This is a genomic window from Billgrantia sp. C5P2 (assembly GCF_051062895.2).
This window is the reverse complement of record NZ_CM128542.1, coordinates 414,337-430,090: the sequence shown is the minus strand read 5'-3', so window position 1 is coordinate 430,090 and position 15,754 is coordinate 414,337. Positions and strand designations below refer to the sequence as shown.

The 15,754-nt window shown below is 64.0% G+C and carries 18 protein-coding genes; 15 read left to right on the top strand and 3 right to left on the bottom strand.

Features of this window, described 5'->3' with window-relative positions; all coding sequences use genetic code 11:
- Positions 1-68 precede the first annotated feature (68 nt).
- From fba to ACRWQA_RS01925, 11 genes are all read left to right on the top strand, one after another.
- Entirely contained in the window at positions 69-1,133 is a 1,065-nt protein-coding gene (fba, locus tag ACRWQA_RS01975) for a class II fructose-bisphosphate aldolase (RefSeq protein WP_263582248.1), read from the top strand.
- 156 nt (positions 1,134-1,289) lie between these two features.
- Entirely contained in the window at positions 1,290-2,363 is a 1,074-nt protein-coding gene (locus ACRWQA_RS01970) for a LacI family DNA-binding transcriptional regulator (RefSeq protein WP_263582247.1), read from the top strand.
- Positions 2,360-3,343: a sugar kinase gene (locus ACRWQA_RS01965; protein WP_434230767.1), complete on the top strand. Its 984-nt coding sequence runs from the start codon at positions 2,360-2,362 to the stop codon at positions 3,341-3,343. Before ACRWQA_RS01970 ends, ACRWQA_RS01965 begins: the two co-directional genes overlap by 4 nt.
- Before the next feature lie 27 nt (positions 3,344-3,370).
- Complete coding sequence (locus ACRWQA_RS01960) at positions 3,371-4,354, top strand: 2-hydroxyacid dehydrogenase (RefSeq protein WP_434230770.1); 984 nt, start codon at positions 3,371-3,373, stop codon at positions 4,352-4,354.
- Between the two features lie 102 nt (positions 4,355-4,456).
- A complete protein-coding gene (locus tag ACRWQA_RS01955) occupies positions 4,457-5,533 on the top strand; it encodes a LacI family DNA-binding transcriptional regulator (protein WP_434230772.1) in 1,077 nt (358 codons plus the stop codon).
- A gap of 71 nt (positions 5,534-5,604) precedes the next feature.
- Positions 5,605-6,618, top strand: coding sequence for a TRAP transporter substrate-binding protein (locus ACRWQA_RS01950; RefSeq protein ID WP_434230775.1), 1,014 nt, complete (start codon positions 5,605-5,607; stop codon positions 6,616-6,618).
- 54 nt (positions 6,619-6,672) lie between these two features.
- Positions 6,673-7,290, top strand: a complete 618-nt coding sequence (locus tag ACRWQA_RS01945) for a TRAP transporter small permease (protein ID WP_434230778.1) — start codon at positions 6,673-6,675, stop codon at positions 7,288-7,290.
- On the top strand, positions 7,290-8,597 hold the full coding sequence (locus tag ACRWQA_RS01940) for a TRAP transporter large permease (protein ID WP_434230780.1): 1,308 nt from the start codon (positions 7,290-7,292) through the stop codon (positions 8,595-8,597). The genes ACRWQA_RS01945 and ACRWQA_RS01940 overlap by 1 nt, the downstream gene beginning before the upstream one ends.
- Positions 8,598-8,647: 50 nt before the next feature.
- On the top strand, positions 8,648-9,346 hold the full coding sequence (locus ACRWQA_RS01935) for an HAD family hydrolase (protein ID WP_434230783.1): 699 nt from the start codon (positions 8,648-8,650) through the stop codon (positions 9,344-9,346).
- Between the two features lie 57 nt (positions 9,347-9,403).
- A complete protein-coding gene (locus tag ACRWQA_RS01930) occupies positions 9,404-9,760 on the top strand; it encodes a hypothetical protein (RefSeq protein ID WP_263582239.1) in 357 nt (118 codons plus the stop codon).
- A 63-nt stretch (positions 9,761-9,823) separates the two neighbouring features.
- Positions 9,824-10,399, top strand: a complete 576-nt coding sequence (locus tag ACRWQA_RS01925; protein ID WP_434230786.1) for a COG4315 family predicted lipoprotein — start codon at positions 9,824-9,826, stop codon at positions 10,397-10,399.
- Between the two features lie 67 nt (positions 10,400-10,466).
- Here ACRWQA_RS01925 and ACRWQA_RS01920 read toward each other — a convergent pair whose 3' ends face one another.
- Together ACRWQA_RS01920 and ACRWQA_RS01915 are read right to left on the bottom strand one after the other, a co-directional pair.
- Complete coding sequence (locus tag ACRWQA_RS01920; protein WP_434230789.1) at positions 10,467-10,790, bottom strand: hypothetical protein; 324 nt, start codon at positions 10,788-10,790, stop codon at positions 10,467-10,469.
- Between the two features lie 375 nt (positions 10,791-11,165).
- Positions 11,166-11,666, bottom strand: coding sequence for a hypothetical protein (locus ACRWQA_RS01915; RefSeq protein WP_434230792.1), 501 nt, complete (start codon positions 11,664-11,666; stop codon positions 11,166-11,168).
- Between the two features lie 443 nt (positions 11,667-12,109).
- Between ACRWQA_RS01915 and ACRWQA_RS01910 the strand changes: the two genes are divergently transcribed.
- The 3 genes from ACRWQA_RS01910 to ACRWQA_RS01900 all read left to right on the top strand — a co-directional run bounded on the left by ACRWQA_RS01910 (position 12,110) and on the right by ACRWQA_RS01900 (position 13,740).
- The gene (locus ACRWQA_RS01910) at positions 12,110-12,808 is read left to right on the top strand and encodes an HAD family hydrolase (RefSeq protein WP_434230794.1); all 699 of its coding nucleotides are present in this window, start codon (positions 12,110-12,112) and stop codon (positions 12,806-12,808) included.
- Positions 12,809-12,947: 139 nt separating this feature from the next.
- On the top strand, positions 12,948-13,322 hold the full coding sequence (locus ACRWQA_RS01905) for a translation initiation factor Sui1 (protein ID WP_434230796.1): 375 nt from the start codon (positions 12,948-12,950) through the stop codon (positions 13,320-13,322).
- Positions 13,323-13,335: 13 nt separating this feature from the next.
- Positions 13,336-13,740, top strand: a complete 405-nt coding sequence (locus ACRWQA_RS01900) for a YbaY family lipoprotein (RefSeq protein ID WP_434230799.1) — start codon at positions 13,336-13,338, stop codon at positions 13,738-13,740.
- Here the strand turns inward: ACRWQA_RS01900 and ACRWQA_RS01895 are convergent.
- Positions 13,712-14,581, bottom strand: coding sequence for an NAD-dependent protein deacetylase (locus ACRWQA_RS01895; protein WP_434230801.1), 870 nt, complete (start codon positions 14,579-14,581; stop codon positions 13,712-13,714). The genes ACRWQA_RS01900 and ACRWQA_RS01895 overlap by 29 nt on opposite strands.
- 254 nt (positions 14,582-14,835) lie before the next feature.
- On the opposite strand from ACRWQA_RS01895, the gene ACRWQA_RS01890 reads away from it, so the two are divergent.
- Positions 14,836-15,750, top strand: coding sequence for a nuclease-related domain-containing protein (locus tag ACRWQA_RS01890; protein ID WP_263582231.1), 915 nt, complete (start codon positions 14,836-14,838; stop codon positions 15,748-15,750).
- Positions 15,751-15,754 lie beyond the last annotated feature (4 nt).

Below are 15,754 nucleotides of genomic sequence, written 5' to 3'. Positions count from 1 at the left end.
CCTGCCACCCGGCACGCCGGGTGGCACCCCATCACCCAGACAGACCGTAGAAGAGAACAGGTGAGTACATGGCACTGATCAGCATGCGCCAGATGCTGGACCACGCCGCCGAGCGCGGCTATGGCATTCCAGCCTTCAACGTCAACAACCTCGAACAGATGCGCGCCATCATGGAAGCGGCCGACGCAACCGACTCCCCGGTCATCGTCCAGGCCTCAGCCGGTGCGCGGAAGTACGCTGGCGCGCCCTTCCTTCGCCACCTCATCCTGGCCGCCGTGGAGGAGTTCCCCCACATCCCGGTGGTGATGCACCAGGACCACGGCACCTCTCCCGCGGTATGCCAGCGCTCGATCCAGCTCGGCTTCTCCTCGGTGATGATGGACGGCTCCCTGGGCGAGGACGGCAAGACGCCGATGGACTACGACTACAACGTCGACGTCACCCGCCGCACCGTCGAGATGGCCCACGCCTGCGGCGTCTCGGTAGAGGGCGAGCTGGGCTGCCTGGGCAGCCTGGAAACCGGCATGGCCGGCGAGGAAGACGGCATCGGCGCCGAGGGCGTGCTCTCCCACGACCAGCTGCTCACCGACCCGGAAGAGGCCGCCGAGTTCGTCAAGGCGACCCAGGTCGATGCCCTGGCCATCGCCATCGGTACCAGCCACGGCGCCTACAAGTTCACCAAGCCGCCTACCGGCGACACCCTCTCGATCCAGCGTATCAAGGAGATCCACGCCCGCATCCCCGATACCCACCTGGTGATGCACGGCTCCTCCTCGGTACCGCAGGAGTGGCTCGCCATCATCAACGAATTCGGCGGCGAGATCCCCGAGACCTACGGCGTGCCGGTCGAGGAGATCGTCGAGGGCATCAAGCACGGCGTGCGCAAGGTCAACATCGACACCGACCTGCGCCTGGCCTCCACCGGGGCGGTGCGCCGCTTCCTGGCCCATAATCCAAGCGAGTTCGACCCGCGCAAGTTCCTCAAGGAAACCGTGACCGCGATGCGCGACATCTGCATCGCCCGCTACGAAGCCTTCGGCACCGCCGGCAACGCCAGCCGCATCAAGCCGATCAGCCTCGAGGCGATGTTCGAGCGCTATGCCCGCGGCGAGCTCGACCCCAAGGTGAAGTAGGCACTTCACCCCTGAGTCGGCAAGGGCGGCCTCGGGCCGCCCTTCTCTTTTCAGCACGTCCTGCCTCCTCCCCTTCTCTCGTCATCCCTTGCTCTCGAACTTGCCCTGACGCTTCGCGCAACCTAGGATGGGAACGTTCCCATTCAGAGAGACACCATGCCAGCTCGACCCTCACGACATGCCACGATCCTCGAGGTGGCGCGCGAAGCCGACGCCTCCAAGACCAGCGTGTCGCGTTATTTCAGCGGCGAGCGCGAGCGGCTCTCGCCGGCACTGCGGCGCCGTATCGGCGAAGCCGCCAACAAGCTCGGCTATCGTCCCAACCAGATGGCCCGAGGCCTCAAGGGCGGCCGTTCGCGGCTGCTCGGCATGCTGGTGGCGGACATCCGCAATCCCTACTCGGTCGCGGTGATGCACGGAGTCGAACAGGCCTGTCGCGAGCGCGGCTTTTCGCTACTGGTAGCCAACACCGACAACGACCCCGCCCAGGAGCGAACCCACCTGGCCCTGCTCGCCTCCTATCGGGTGGAGGGGCTGGTGATCAATGCCGCCGGCAGCCCCGCTCACGAGCTGCAGGAGCTGGCCGGGCAAGGCATGCCGCTGGTCCTGCTCGACCGCTGGCTGGAGGAACTCGAGGCGGACAGGGTCGGGCTCGACAACGCCCTGGCCATCGACATGGCCATCGATCACCTGAGAGCGCAGGGTTATCGTCATCTGCTGTTTCTCAGCCAACCAGTGGGCCTGACCAGCCCGCGCCAGCAGCGATGGCAGCGTTTCGAGCAGCGCCTGTCCGAGGAGCCGGCACTCCACGGGGAACGCCACGACCCGGCCCTCGACGGCTCCGCGGTGAGGGCGATCATCGAAGCGTTCCTCGTCCGCGCCGGGCAGCCCGCGGCCGTGCTATGCGCCAACGGCAACGTGACCCTTGCCGCCACCCGCGCCCTCCAGGCCCTGGGCATTCGCCTGGGCGAGGTCGGCCTGCTGGGTATCGACGAACTCGACTGGTGCAGTCTCGTGCCGCCCGGCATCACCACCCTGGCGCAGCCCACCGAGGCCATTGGCCGCGCCGCCGTGCAGCAGTTGCAGGCACGCCTCGATGACAATGGATCTACGCTGCCACCATGCTGCATCCAGTTTCCACCGATGCTAAATGCACGCGGCTCGACCCGCCTACCCGGCACCGGCCCCGACTTCGACAACGTCAAAGACAACACCAAGGAGACTCCATGAACACCCACACTCTCCTCCCGGAAGTGCTCGCCTTTGGCGAAGCCATGGCCCTGTTCGTGGCCGAGACTCCCGGCCCCATGGCCGAGGTGGAATGCTTCAGACGCGGCATCGCCGGAGCGGATACCAACGTCGCCATCGGCCTGGCCCGGCTCGGCTTTCGGGTCGGCTGGCTCAGTCGCGTCGGCAGCGACGGCTTCGGTACCTACGTGCGTCGCAAGCTCGAAGCAGAAGGACTGGACTGCTGCTATCTGCACGATGACCCCGACCATGCCACCGGCCTGGTGTTCAAGGAACGTGCCGAAGGCGGCGCCGACCCCAGGGTGGAATACTTTCGCCGCGGCAGTGCGGCCAGCCACCTTTCGCCTGAAGATGCCGCACAGGTGGACTTCGCCGCTGCCCGCCACCTCCACGCCACCGGTATTCCTCCTGCGCTCTCGGCCAGTTGTCGGGAGCTTACCGAACACATGCTGGAGCGGGCCCGAGCCCATGGCGCAACCGTCTCCTTCGACCCCAACCTGCGCCCCAGCCTGTGGCCCAGCGAGGCGGAGATGCGCGAGACGCTCAACGCGCTGGCGGCGAAGGCCGACTGGGTACTGCCGGGCCTGGCCGAGGGCCGCCTGCTGACCGGGCGCGAAACGCCTCGCGACATCGCCGATTTCTATCTCGAGCGCGGCGCCCAGGCCGTATTCCTCAAGCTCGGACCGGAGGGCGCCTACTACCGCGGCGTGCTGGACGGCCGCGAGGCGGAAGCCACCCTGCCGGGCTTCCCGGTCGCGCACGTGGTGGATACCGTGGGCGCCGGCGACGGTTTCGCTGTGGGTGTGGTCAGTGCCCTGCTCGACGGCCGCTCACCCCAGGCCGCCGCGCGCCGCGGCAACCTGATCGGCGCCGAGGCCGTCCAGGTACAGGGCGATATGGAAGGCCTGCCGCACCGCTCGCGCCTGGCCGAGCTCGAGCGCCACCTGCCAGACTTGCCGTAACCGACCCGCCATCACCGGAGCGAGACAATGACAAAACGCATCGTCGCCTATAGCCGCCTCAAGCCGACGCACCTCGACCAGCTCAGGCAGCGCTTCCACGTCGATTATTTCGAAGCCTTGAAGGACACCGACGACCCCGCTTTTCGCCAAGCATTAGGCCAGGCCCACGGCATCGTCGGCTCGAGCCTTCTCATCACGCCCGAGCTGCTCGACCAGGCCCCGCACCTCGAGGCCATCGCCAGCATCTCGGTGGGCTACGACAACTACCCTGTCGAGGCGCTGACCCGGCGCGGCATCCTGCTATGCAACACCCCCGACGTGCTCACCGAGACCACCGCCGACACCGGCTTCCTGCTGATCATGGCAACGGCCAGGCGCGCGGTGGAGCTGGCCGAGTTCGTCAAGCGCGGCGACTGGCGGGAGAGTATCGGCGAGGCGCAGTTCGGCAGCGACGTGCACGGCAAGACGCTCGGCATGATCGGCCTGGGTCGTATCGGCGCCGCCGTAGCCCGCCGCGGCGCGCTGGGCTTCGGCATGCAGGTGCTTTATTCCAACGCCTCGCCCAAGCCCGAACTGGAGCGGGAGCTGGGCGCCACGCGCTGCGAGCTGGACGAGCTGCTGACCCAGAGCGATTTCGTCTGCGTAACCGTGCCGCTGTCGGCCGAGACAACCCACCTGATCGGCAGGCGCGAATTCGGCCTGATGAAGCGCTCGGCGATCTTCGTCAACATCGCCCGCGGCAAGGTGGTCGACGAGGCGGCGCTGATCGGTGCGCTGGAGAACGGCGAAATCCACGCCGCCGGGCTCGACGTGTTCGAGCAGGAACCGCTCTCGCCGGAGTCGCCGCTGCCGCACATGGCCAACGTGGTGGCGCTGCCCCACATCGGTTCGGCCACCCACGAGACCCGCGACGCCATGGCCCAGCGCGCAGTGGACAACATCATGCTCGCGCTCGATGGCAAGCGACCGATCAGCCTGGTCAACGAGGCCGCCTGGCAGCAACGCAACTGAGCTATCGGCCAAGATCCTACGACTAAAGCAGCCTTGGCCATGTAACTCGGCTCCACTAGTTTTGGATCAATCCAAAAGACAATCCACCGAGACGTTCATGCAATGACCGACGAGCCTCGCAAGACACACAGGAAAAGCCAGCCTTCCGGCACCGTGACGCTGCAGGATATCGCCGCCCACGCGGGCGTCTCGCGTTCGACGGTCTCGCTGGTGCTGCGCGAGAGCCCACTGGTCGCCAAGCGCACCCGCGAGCAGGTCCGCCGCTCGATCAAGACGCTCGGTTACGTCTACAACCGAGGTGCCGCCGCCCTGCGGGCCACCCGCACCTCGACCCTGGGCGTGGTGGTCTATGACATCGCCAACCCCTTCTTCGGCGCCATGGTGGCGGGGATCGATGCCGCCCTGAACCGCGAGGGCTATGTCTCCTTCCTGGCCAACAGCGAGGACTCCCCCGAACGCCAACAGCGTTTCCTGGAGCGCATGCGCGAGCATCGCGTCGACGGCATCCTGCTGTGCCCGGCGGAAGGCACCGACCCCGCCCTGGTCGCGACGCTGGAAGCGTGGAAGCTGCCCTGTGTGCAGGTACTGCGCCATATCGGCACGCCGCCCTACGATTATGCCGGCACGGATTTCCGCCGAGGGGTGAATCTGGCCATCGACCATCTGGTTGCGCACGGCCATGAGCGTATCGCCTTCATCGGCGGGCATACCGAGCACTCGGCGACTCGCGAACGCTGGCAGGGCTATCGCGAAGCCATTGCTCACCATGGCCTCGGCTATCAGCGCCTGCTGCGCTCGACGGTGACCCGTCGCGACGGCTTCGAGGCCATTCAACTGCTGCTTGGGGAATCGCCCGCCCCTACCGCCGTGGTGTGCCACAACGACCTGGTCGCATTCGGCGCCATGCTCGGCCTGCAGCGCCACGGGCTCACCCCGGGGGTGGACTGCGCGGTGATCGGCACTGATGACGTCGAAGAGGCGGCGCTGAGCGCCCCGGCGCTGACCAGTATCGCCACCCATCCCTACGCCGTCGGCCGGGAGGCGGCCCGCCTGGCCCTGCGGCGTATCCAGAACCCCGACGGGGCGCGCGAGCAAGTCGTACTCGCCCCCCAGCTCAGGGTGCGCGAGTCCTGCGGCGCCGCGCTGGCCCGCGACCGGTCACTCGCCCCAACTCCCTGAAAGCGGCAACTGCCGCGAACGCCAGCCATCCACATCACTCATGTGGCTTCGACATAACAAGAGGTATTTTTATGACTCTCAGCTGGATCGATCCAAAAACCGCTCTTCGCCCCACCGTAGCCGGACTGCTCGCCGGCGCCACGCTGGCCGCCACCCTGGGCTTGGCCAGCACGACGCAAGCCGCGGAGCTGCGCTTCGGCCACGGCGGCACCGAAGACACCGCCTACCACCTGGGCGCGACCCGCTTCAAGGAGCTGCTCGACGAGAAGAGCGACGGCGAGATCGGCGTCGAGATCCTGGGCAACTCCGTGCTCGGACACGAGACCGAGATGTTCGAGCAGCAGATGGCCGGGGCGCTCGACCTCTCGATCATCAACCCTGGGTTGATTACCGACTTCTCCTCCACCGCCAACGTGTTCTCGATCCCCTTTCTCTATCGCGACGAAGAGCACTGGCAGGAGGTGCTCGACGGCGACGTGGGCCGGGAGATCGCCGATCGTATCAGCGCAGAGACCGATGTACGCATTCTCGCCTTCTACGGCGGCGGCAAGCGTCAGATCGTCAGCACCGAGCCACTGGAAAGCCTCGAGGACCTCGAAGGCTTGAAGCTGCGCACCAATCCCACCAAGCCGCTTATCACCGCCTGGGAGGCATTGGGCGCCGATCCCACGGTGATGGAGTGGGAGGAGATCTATACCGGCCTGCAGGTAGGTGCCATCGACGGCCTGCTCAACGAGGCCGAGTGGATTCATCGCATGCGCTTCCATGAGGTCGCGCCGCACATCGGGCTCTCCGAGCACGACATCACCGTGCGCCTGCTGACCATGTCGCAGATGAGCTGGGACCGCCTATCCGAGGAGCAGCAGCAGATGGTCCAGGAAGCCGCCGAGGAGTCGGCGAGCTACGCCCGCGAAGTTCAGCTCGAGCAGGACGCCGAGGCGCTCGACCTGCTGGCCGCAGAGGGCGCCACCCTGCACGAGCTCGATCGCGAGCGCATGCAGGCAGTGGTGGAGGAGCCGTTGCAGAGCGTGATCGAGGAAATGGGCCTTGCCGATCTGCACCGCATGATCGTCGACGCCGAGTGAGCATACGCGCCCGGCAATGCCGGGCGCCCCTCTCCCGACCCACAGGAAATCGTCATGTCCCGTTTGCTTCAAGGCCTGGCATGGCTCAATCGCGGCATCGAGCGTCTGCTGCAAGTGTTGCTGCTGGCGCTGGTATTCGGCTTCATCCTGTTCATCACCTACCAGGTGCTGAGCCGCAACCTGCCCTTCATGCCGCGTCTCTACTGGACCGAGGAGTTCAGTCGCTTCGCCTTCCAGTGGATGGTCATGCTGGGAGCCGCCGTCGGCGTCCTGCACGCCGACCATTTCGTGCTCGAAGCCTTTCCCCGCGGCACGCGGGCCGACCTGGCCACCCGCGTGGTTCGCGACCTGGCCTGCCTGCTGCTCGGCATTCTCTTCGTCGTCTACGGCAAGGACTTCGGGCTGTCCGGGCTGCGCCGCAACGCCACCGCCTCGGGGCTGTCGATGGTCTACGTCTATTCGGTCTTCGCCGTCAGCGGGGTGTTCATGGTGCTGTTCAGCCTGCAACGGCTGCTACATGCCGCGCTGTATGGCATGGACGCCATGGAGAGAAGCCTGAACACACCGAGCGACCTCGACGCCATTGATGTCAGCGAATCGGGCAACACGCCGTTGAACGTCAAGCACGGCCTCCCTTCTCTCGATCCCAACCGGCATGGAGGCGACCGCTGATGCTGCCCATGGAGTGGATATTCTTCTTGCCCTGGCTGCTGTTCGGCCTGCTGGGGGTGCTCATCGTGGCCGGCGTGCCGATCGCCATGGCGCTGATCCTCACCGCCTCCGGCATCATCGTACTCGACCCCCGCCTGACCTTCTGGGTAATGTTCCAGCGCATGTACAACGGCATGGATTCGTTCGTGTTGCTGGCGGTGCCGCTGTTCCTGCTGGCCGGCAACCTGATGAACGCGGCGCGCATCACCGACCGGCTGATCACGCTGTGCATGCTGCTGGTTGGTCATTTCAAGGGCGCGCTGGCCCATGTCAATGTAATGGTAAGCATGCTCTTCGCCGGGGTGTCCGGCTCCTCCACCGCCGACAGCGCCGGGGTGGGTACGGTGCTGATACCGGCCATGAAACGCGAGGGCTATCCGGCACACTTCGCCGTGGCGGTCACCGCCGCCTCGTCGGTGATGGGCATCATCATTCCGCCCTCGATCAACATGATCGTCTGGGGCGCCTTGACCAATACCTCGATCGCCGGGCTGTTCCTCGGCGGCATCCTGCCGGGGATCATGATCGGCGTGGCCCAGCTCGCCGTGAACCTGGGCTATGTGCGCCGCTACCAGGTGCCAGTGCGCCCACGCGCTTCGTTCAGAGAACTGCTGCGTTCGGGCAAGGACGGCATGATGGCGGCAGGTATCCCGGTGGTGATCATCGGCGGCATCACGCTCGGCATCGTCACGCCCACCGAAGCGGCCATGATCGCGGTACTCTATGCATTGGCGCTGAGCTTCATCGTCTATCGCGAGCTCAGGTTCCGCGACGTCCTCGACGCTTCCACCGCCACCGTGCGGCTGTGCTCGCTGTCGCTGTTCAGCCTGGTGGGGGCGGCGATCTTCGGCTACCTGATCAGCTTCTACCAGATCCCGCCCAAGCTGATGGCCGGGGTCAATATTTCCGACCCGGTCGTGCTTCTGCTGATCATGACCGCGGTGATGCTGGTCATCGGCACCTTCATGGATTCGCTGCCGGCGATGGCGATCATGGCACCGATCTTCCAGCCCTTGGCGATGCAAGCCGGCATCCATCCGGTGCAGTTCGGGGTGATCGGGGTCATGGCCCTGGGGCTCGGCCTGATCACGCCGCCCTACGGTCTGTGCCTGATGATCTCGGCCAAGATCGGCGGCATCCCGCTGCTCAAGGCGCTGGGGACCACCATGCTTTACCTGGCCATCATGCTCGCCGTGATCCTGCTGCTGATTCTCTATCCGCAGCTGATCCTGGCGATTCCCGAACTGCTGGTGCCGGATTTCGTCTAACCCCGCGTCACGCCGTTGCAGGCGTGACGCCTCTACTCAAGAGGTCTCGCATGTCCGCTCCGCTCTGCCTGCTCTTCGACTCCGACGGCACCCTGGTCGACAGTGAAATCCTGCTCGCCGAGGTCATGGCCGAGGTCCTGCCCAGCTACGGCTTGCCCTTTACGGCGACGCAATACATGGAGGAGTTCCGTGGCGTGCGCTTCCTGACCATCGTGCACGAGTTGGAACGTCGTCATCGAGCGCTGGGCGAGGCTCAGCGGCAGGCCATGGAAGCGGCGATGCGAGAATTGATGGAAGCGCGCATGCGCGAGCAGCTCATACCGATCCCCGGCATGGACGAAGCACTGGATGCACTACGCGACCACCCTCGTGCGGTGGTGTCCAACGGCCCGGAGCGCAAGATTCGCTGCGCCATGGAGTGCGTCGGTTTCGCGCCCCATTTCGGCGACAACCTGTTCAGCGCTTACAGCTTGGGCGTCTGGAAACCGGACCCTGCTCTCTACCTCAAGGCGGCCGAAGCCATGGGCCATCCGCCGGAGCGCTGCGTGGTGATCGACGATGCCGCCGTCGGGATCGCCGCCGGCCTGGCTGCCGGCATGCAGGTCATCCACCTCAACCGGTTCCCCGAGCTGGAAGCGACACCCGCCGGTGTCACGGCCATTAATCACGCTCGCGACCTGCCGGCAGCGGTGGAACACCTGTCACAGCAAGCGATGCATGACTTCATGCTGCATCGCAGCATGAAGTAGCCTAAGATGGGGGGGTAGGTACAGGAAACACCACCGTCAAATGACAAGGAGTCATAAATGCCATCCCTCCCACATTCTCCGCTCATGCCCTATACGCCTGCCGCCATGCTGGACATATGGAAACTGAGCGTCATGGCCTTCGAGCTGTGGTCCACCTCGTTCAGTACCATCGCCATGCGCAATGGCCTATGGCAGACCCAGTCTCCCACCAGCCCCGGGATGCTCAAGGAAAACCAGCGTATGGTGACCGAGAAGCTCGAGGCCAGCATGGAAACCGGCTTCGAGATACAGAAAGCCATGCTCCAGATGGCCTTCGGCCAAACGGCTCCCTGGTGGGTCACCGGCCGGCGTACCATGACCCCCTATCATCGCCGGAGCAGCGCCAATTCGAGGCGGCTGTCCCGCCAGCGCTGACCTTGCGCCAATGCCTTGGGGCTACCTACAGTTAAAGCAACGCCTTACCAAGGAGAGGTCGACATGAAGTCAAGCGTGCTGGCAGGCGGCATGCTGGCGGCGATATTCCTCATCGCCCCGGTATTGGCCCAACAGGAAAACGCACAGACCGGCGAGAACGATGACCCGGCAAAGGTCGAGGGCATGAGCCCCGAGGAATCGGAACAGCAGCTCGAGGCCACATCCGATCCAATCGACCAGGCCCGCGTCGAGACCCGCGAAGAGGAGGCCTTCGGCAGCTACCTGACCAACCAGGATGGCAAGAGCCTCTACATCTTTACGCAGGATGAGCAGGGCGGCGACTACAGCACCTGCGATGAAAGCTGCGCCATTGCCTGGCCGCCCTATACCACCGAAGAACCGCCGGCTGGCGGCGAACAGGTCGACGAAGAGCGCTTGGGCGTGATCGAAAGAGAGGACGGCACACAGCAGGTCACCTACAACGGCTGGCCGCTCTACTACTTCGCTCGTGACGTCTACCCCGGCGATGCTCTTGGCCAGGGCCTCGAACACATGGGCGGGCACTGGTACCTGCTCTCACCCGAGGGCAAGACCATCGAAGAGGCTTCACCGAAGCAGGCCGAACCGACGGACACCTAGACAAAAGAGATCGCCCCCGGCGGGGCCGGGGGCGATCGATCGTGGGTGGGTCAGTGAGCCACGGCCATTACCAATCCTGGTCGGCGTCACCTTCCTCTTCCCACTCTTCCTCTTCATTCTCTTCTTCCCACTCGTCAGTTTCCCACTCTTCCTCTTCGTTCTCCTCTTCCCATTCGTCGGTTTCCCACTCTTCCTCTTCGTTCTCGTACTCGACGGAATCGAAGTCAGCATCGCTCTGAGCGTTGCCGTTGGTATCCGGAGCGGTCTCTTCCGGATAGGTTTCCTGATCCTCTTCCTCGTCATGGAAATCTGCCAGGGCCAGCGGGCTGGCGGTCAGACCAAAGGCAATACCGAGGACACCGAGCTTCTTGAGGAATTCGTTGGACATCATGTTCGTACCTCCAGCGAAGTTTGAACTTGCTTCCTGAATGTATGACCGAAACCGCAGGGGATTCCGACGCCCCCTGGAGAAAGCGAAATGCAGACCACCCTTGCCACAAGAAACAAAAAATTCTTTTTTTACAAGTGGATATGGAACAATACACCGACCTCTTGGACACGACTCGCGCCGCGTTGCATTGGAGAAAAATGGCACATGCGCATGGAATGAACGCCTCGCTCTGTCCTCAGGCCATAAACCCGACCACACAAAAAGACCCGCCCCCGGCATGGCCGGGGGCGGTTCCGAGGCGGTTGATCTTCATCAACCTTTAGGTGACGTCGCCATCATCCGTGATAGCGACTACCCCTCCTTGGGTGTCAGACCTTACCAATCCTGGTCGTCATCCTGATCCTCTTCCCACTCTTCCTCTTCGTTCTCTTCTTCCCACTCGTCAGTGCTTACATCGGTGTTGGTATCTGCGTCGGTACCCAGGCCGCTATCACCCGTTTCGGCACCGGCTTCCACACCGGTATCGGCACCCACACCTGCACTGGTACCCGTATCATCGGTACCCATGGCACCGCCGGCATCCGTACCCGTTCCGGTGCTCATATCCGTATTGGCATCGGTGCTGGTGTCGGCGTCGGTACCCAGGCCGCTATCACCCGTTTCGGCGCCGGCTTCGATACCGGTGTCTGCACCTGCACCTGCGCCTGTATCATCGGTACCCATTGAGCCACCGGCTTCACCCGGAACCGTTTCCTGAGGTACGGCACCCTGCTCGTCCTCTTCGTCATGGAAATCGGCAAGGACCAGCGGACTGGCGGTCAGGCCAAAAGTAATACCGACGATGCCGAGTTTCTTGAGAAATTCCTTGGACATCATGTTCGCACCTCCAAAGGAGTTGAACGTGAGTTTCCTTGAAGCCGAGGCTTCGATGTCATGCCGGTGAGGAGCGAATATGGCTTGGCGCTATGACCTCGACCGGCACGTCGTACTCGCCTTGAAGATTGCAGCAGTCGGGCCAACAAGCCAGAAATGACAAAAAACTCTTCCTAAACAATAAATTGAGAACCATCAAGGCATGCCAAGTCGATGCCGGATAGTGGCTGAAAGGTGGTGACTTCTGGCACATGGGTCTGTTCTAGGCAGGACACCCTCCACCTTTCTCGGAGGTTTTCTCTCGACCTCGTTGCAGAGTTCGACATGATGGGCAATACTTAGGAAACAGCGTTCGCAAACATGCGGCAGCCTAAACTTCACGGCCCGCATGCCGATACAAGAGGTAACGGTGCTCGACAGTCACAGGACTGCGAAGGAATATCGGTATGATTCGCCCCCTATGCCTACTTTTCGATTGTGACGGCACGCTGGTCGACAGCGAGCCTCTGCTGGCCGCCGAAATGGCCGCCAGCCTGACCCGGCTGGGGTTACCCTTCCAGGCCAGTGACTACATCGGTGAATTCCGCGGCAGCCGCTTTCGCAATATCGTGGCGGTGCTCGAGGATCGCTACGGCAGCGTCGACCCGCTGCACCTGGCCGAAACCGAAACCACCATGCGCAGCAACCTGAATCGGCGACTCGAGACCGAGCTGACGGCGATCACGGGAGCCCGCGAAGCCCTCCTGGCCCTGGCCAACTATCCGTGCGGCGTGGTTTCCAATGGCCCCGAGAACAAGATCGTCACTTCATTGAAGGCTATCGGCTTCGCCGATTTCTTCGGCACTCATCTCTACAGTGGCTATACCGCCAAGTGCTGGAAACCCGACCCGCGCCTCTACCTGCATGCTGCCAACCTGATGGGCTTCGATGCCGAGGATTGCATTGCCATCGACGACGCCTTGGTGGGCGTGAGGGCCGCACTCGATGCCGGCATGACGGTGATCCACCTCAACCGTTATCCCGATGCCGAGGAGACTCCCGAAGGGGCGATCATGATCAGCAGCATGTACCAGCTGCCCACGGTGATCGAGAACCTGGCGCACGCCAGGGCCATGGATGACCGGCAGGTCGCCCACGCTCGCTGAGCCCAGTGCCACCCTTTCTCGATTCTCCTCCGTTTTTCCGTTTCGACTCATGCAGCCTCCCCTTGGGGGAAGGCACATAGGCACGAGCCCAACTGGGCGTTATCATCACACTTCGCTTTTCCTGACGTCAGGAGCTTTCATGGCCTCACTGCAGGACCAACTGCGCGGCCTGGTCTATTCCACCGAACATGGCGATATCTGCCCCAACTGCCGACAGCCGCGGGACGACTGCCGTTGCGCCGAGCTGGCCGAGCAGGAGCGCATCGCCACTCTCGACGGCGTCGTACGCATTCGACGCGAGACGAGTGGCCGCAAGGGCAAGGGAGTCACTACCATCACCGGGCTGCCACTACCAGGGGCCGAGCTCAAGGCGCTGGCCAAGACGCTCAAGAAGCGCTGCGGTACCGGTGGCTCGACCAACGACGGGGTCATCGAGATCCAGGGTGACCATCGCGAACTGCTCAAGGCAGAGCTCGAGCGCCTGGGCTATACCGTCAAGCTCGCGGGCGGCTGAACGAGGGAACGTCATGTCTTCATCACGTACGGCAATGCAAACCTTTCCAGGCCGGTGGCTTCTCGGGGCCTTAGCCTTGGTGGTGCTGGCCGGCTGTGCCGGCACGCCCGATTTTGCCGAGCTCAACGTTCGGGTGACTCCCCCAGGCGGGCTGGAGGTGAGTGAGGATGCCGAACTCCGGGTGCAATTGCGGGATGCCGGGGGAACCCTGGCGGAAACCCGTGCCACTCAAAGCGGAAGCGGACCCTGGCCGATCGCATTGCGCTTCGACCGCCGCACCCTGGAGGCGGCCCACTCGCCGCAGCTATCGGCCGAGCTACGCCAGCAGGGCAACCTGACCCACGTGACCGCCGAGCCAGTTGCCATATCAGGTAGCGGAGGGGGGCCGGTCAGCCTGCCGCTCGATCCCCGCCCATAAGGGTGGCGGCCACCCCCGAAAGAACGGCCCCCACCGGTGCCTCGAGCTTGAGCGAGTAGAGGCCATCGGCGCGGGTGCGTCCCAGATTGAGACAGGCGATCGGCTTGCCGCTGGCATGGGCCTGGCGTGCGAAGCGATAACCGGAATAGACCATCAGCGACGACCCCACCACCAGCAGGGCCGCGGCCTCGTCGACCATGGCACGGGCCCGCGCCACCCGCTCGGAAGGCACGCTGTCACCAAAGAACACCACGTCGGGCTTCCATATCCCCTGGCGGCAGCGTCGGCAGCTGGGCACTTCAAAGGCAGAGAAGTCCGTTTCGATATCAGCATCTCCGTCCGGCCGCACCTCGGCCTTCATTTCCCCCCAGCGGGGATTGCGCTCGGCCAGTTCCGCATGCAGGTCATGGCGCATGCGCAGGGCACCACAGCTCATGCAGCGCACTTGCTCGGCGCGGCCATGCAGATCGATGACTCGCAGCGAACCGGCCTTCTGGTGCAACCCGTCGACGTTCTGGGTAATGAGGCCGTGAACGCTCCCCGCCTCCTCCAGCCGGGCCAGGGCCCGGTGAGCGCCACTCGGGCGGGCCCGGTGCAGCGTGCGAAACCCTACCAACGCTCGTGCCCAGTAGCGCTGCCGCGCGGCATGGCTGGTCATGAACAGCCGGTGCTGCATGGGCGGGGCGCACTTCCAGGCCCCTGAAGCATCCCGATAGTCGGGAATGCCGCTATCGGTGCTGACCCCGGCACCGGTAAGCACGGCCAGGCGTGGATGGCAGGCCATGAACTCCCGCAGGCGTTCGGTGGCTTCTGTCACGGCGGGCTGTCGTGTATCGTTCATCGTCTATCCGTCATGATGCAGCGCATTGCCCTAGGCATAGTCTGAAAAGACGGCGAGCGAAGGTCAGACAAGGCAAAAATCAGCGAAAAGATGGAGTTTACGGGTGTAAATGAATACTTTGAGCTGATTTTTAACGCCGTATGACCGAGCGCAGACAATTTTCGGACAATGCTAGTACTGAACATGGCCCTGCGTACCTCAGGTTGTCTAGAATGTAATGCTTATGTGACGTTCACCGGCAAGGACGAACCCCGATGGCCTGGCTGGAATACCTGTTGCCTCTCATCTTCCTGTTCCCCCTCGGGGCCATGGCCATGATCGTCATCGCCTTGCGCAACCTGCATGATGCCCGTGTCCGCTCGCCTTTCAATGCCCGCCAGTTGCGCGAGCCCGGCCAAGCCCTGCGCGACCGGCTCGACCGCGCTTTCGCCACGCTGTTTCTCAACGGCGCACTGGGCCCCATCGTGACCCTGGCACCCCTAGTGTATGGCATGGGTCGCATGCTATTCACCAGCCGCCAGAACTGGCTCGAATGGGCACTCTACGGTGCACTGAGCACCGTACTGGTGCTGGTGTATTGTTTCCTGCTGATTCGCGATTTCCAGCATATCCGACGCATCAAGCTGGGGCTGGCCTGCGAACTGGCCGTGGGGCAGGAGCTGGAGCGCCTGGTGCGTCCCGAGGCCCACCCTTATTTCGTCTTTCACGACGTGCCGACCGACAGCGACATCATCGACCATGTGGCCGTTACACCCCATGGCGTCTTCGCGGTCGATACACGCGCTCGCACTCGCCCATTCACCGCCGACGGGCGCGAGATCAACCTGGTCACGGTCGAACCGAAGCGGCTGCGTTTCCCCGGCTGGAGCGAGCATCGTCCGCTGGTCAAGACGCTGCGCGCCTCACGCTGGCTCGCCAAGTGGCTCGAACAACGCTGCGGCCAACCGGTACCGGTACTTGGCGTGCTCGCCCTGCCCGGCTGGGACATTACCTGCGCCGGCACGCCGGATGGCTTGATGGTCGTCAGCGGCGACTCGCTTAGTGAGCAGCTCAGCGAACGCCGTCTCGGCGAGCTCGACACGGCGCTGCACGACAGGGTCATCGCGGTTCTGATCGAGCGGGCCGCGGAGCTGGACCGGAACCCGGCGCTGGGAGAGCCCTCGATATGAGGCC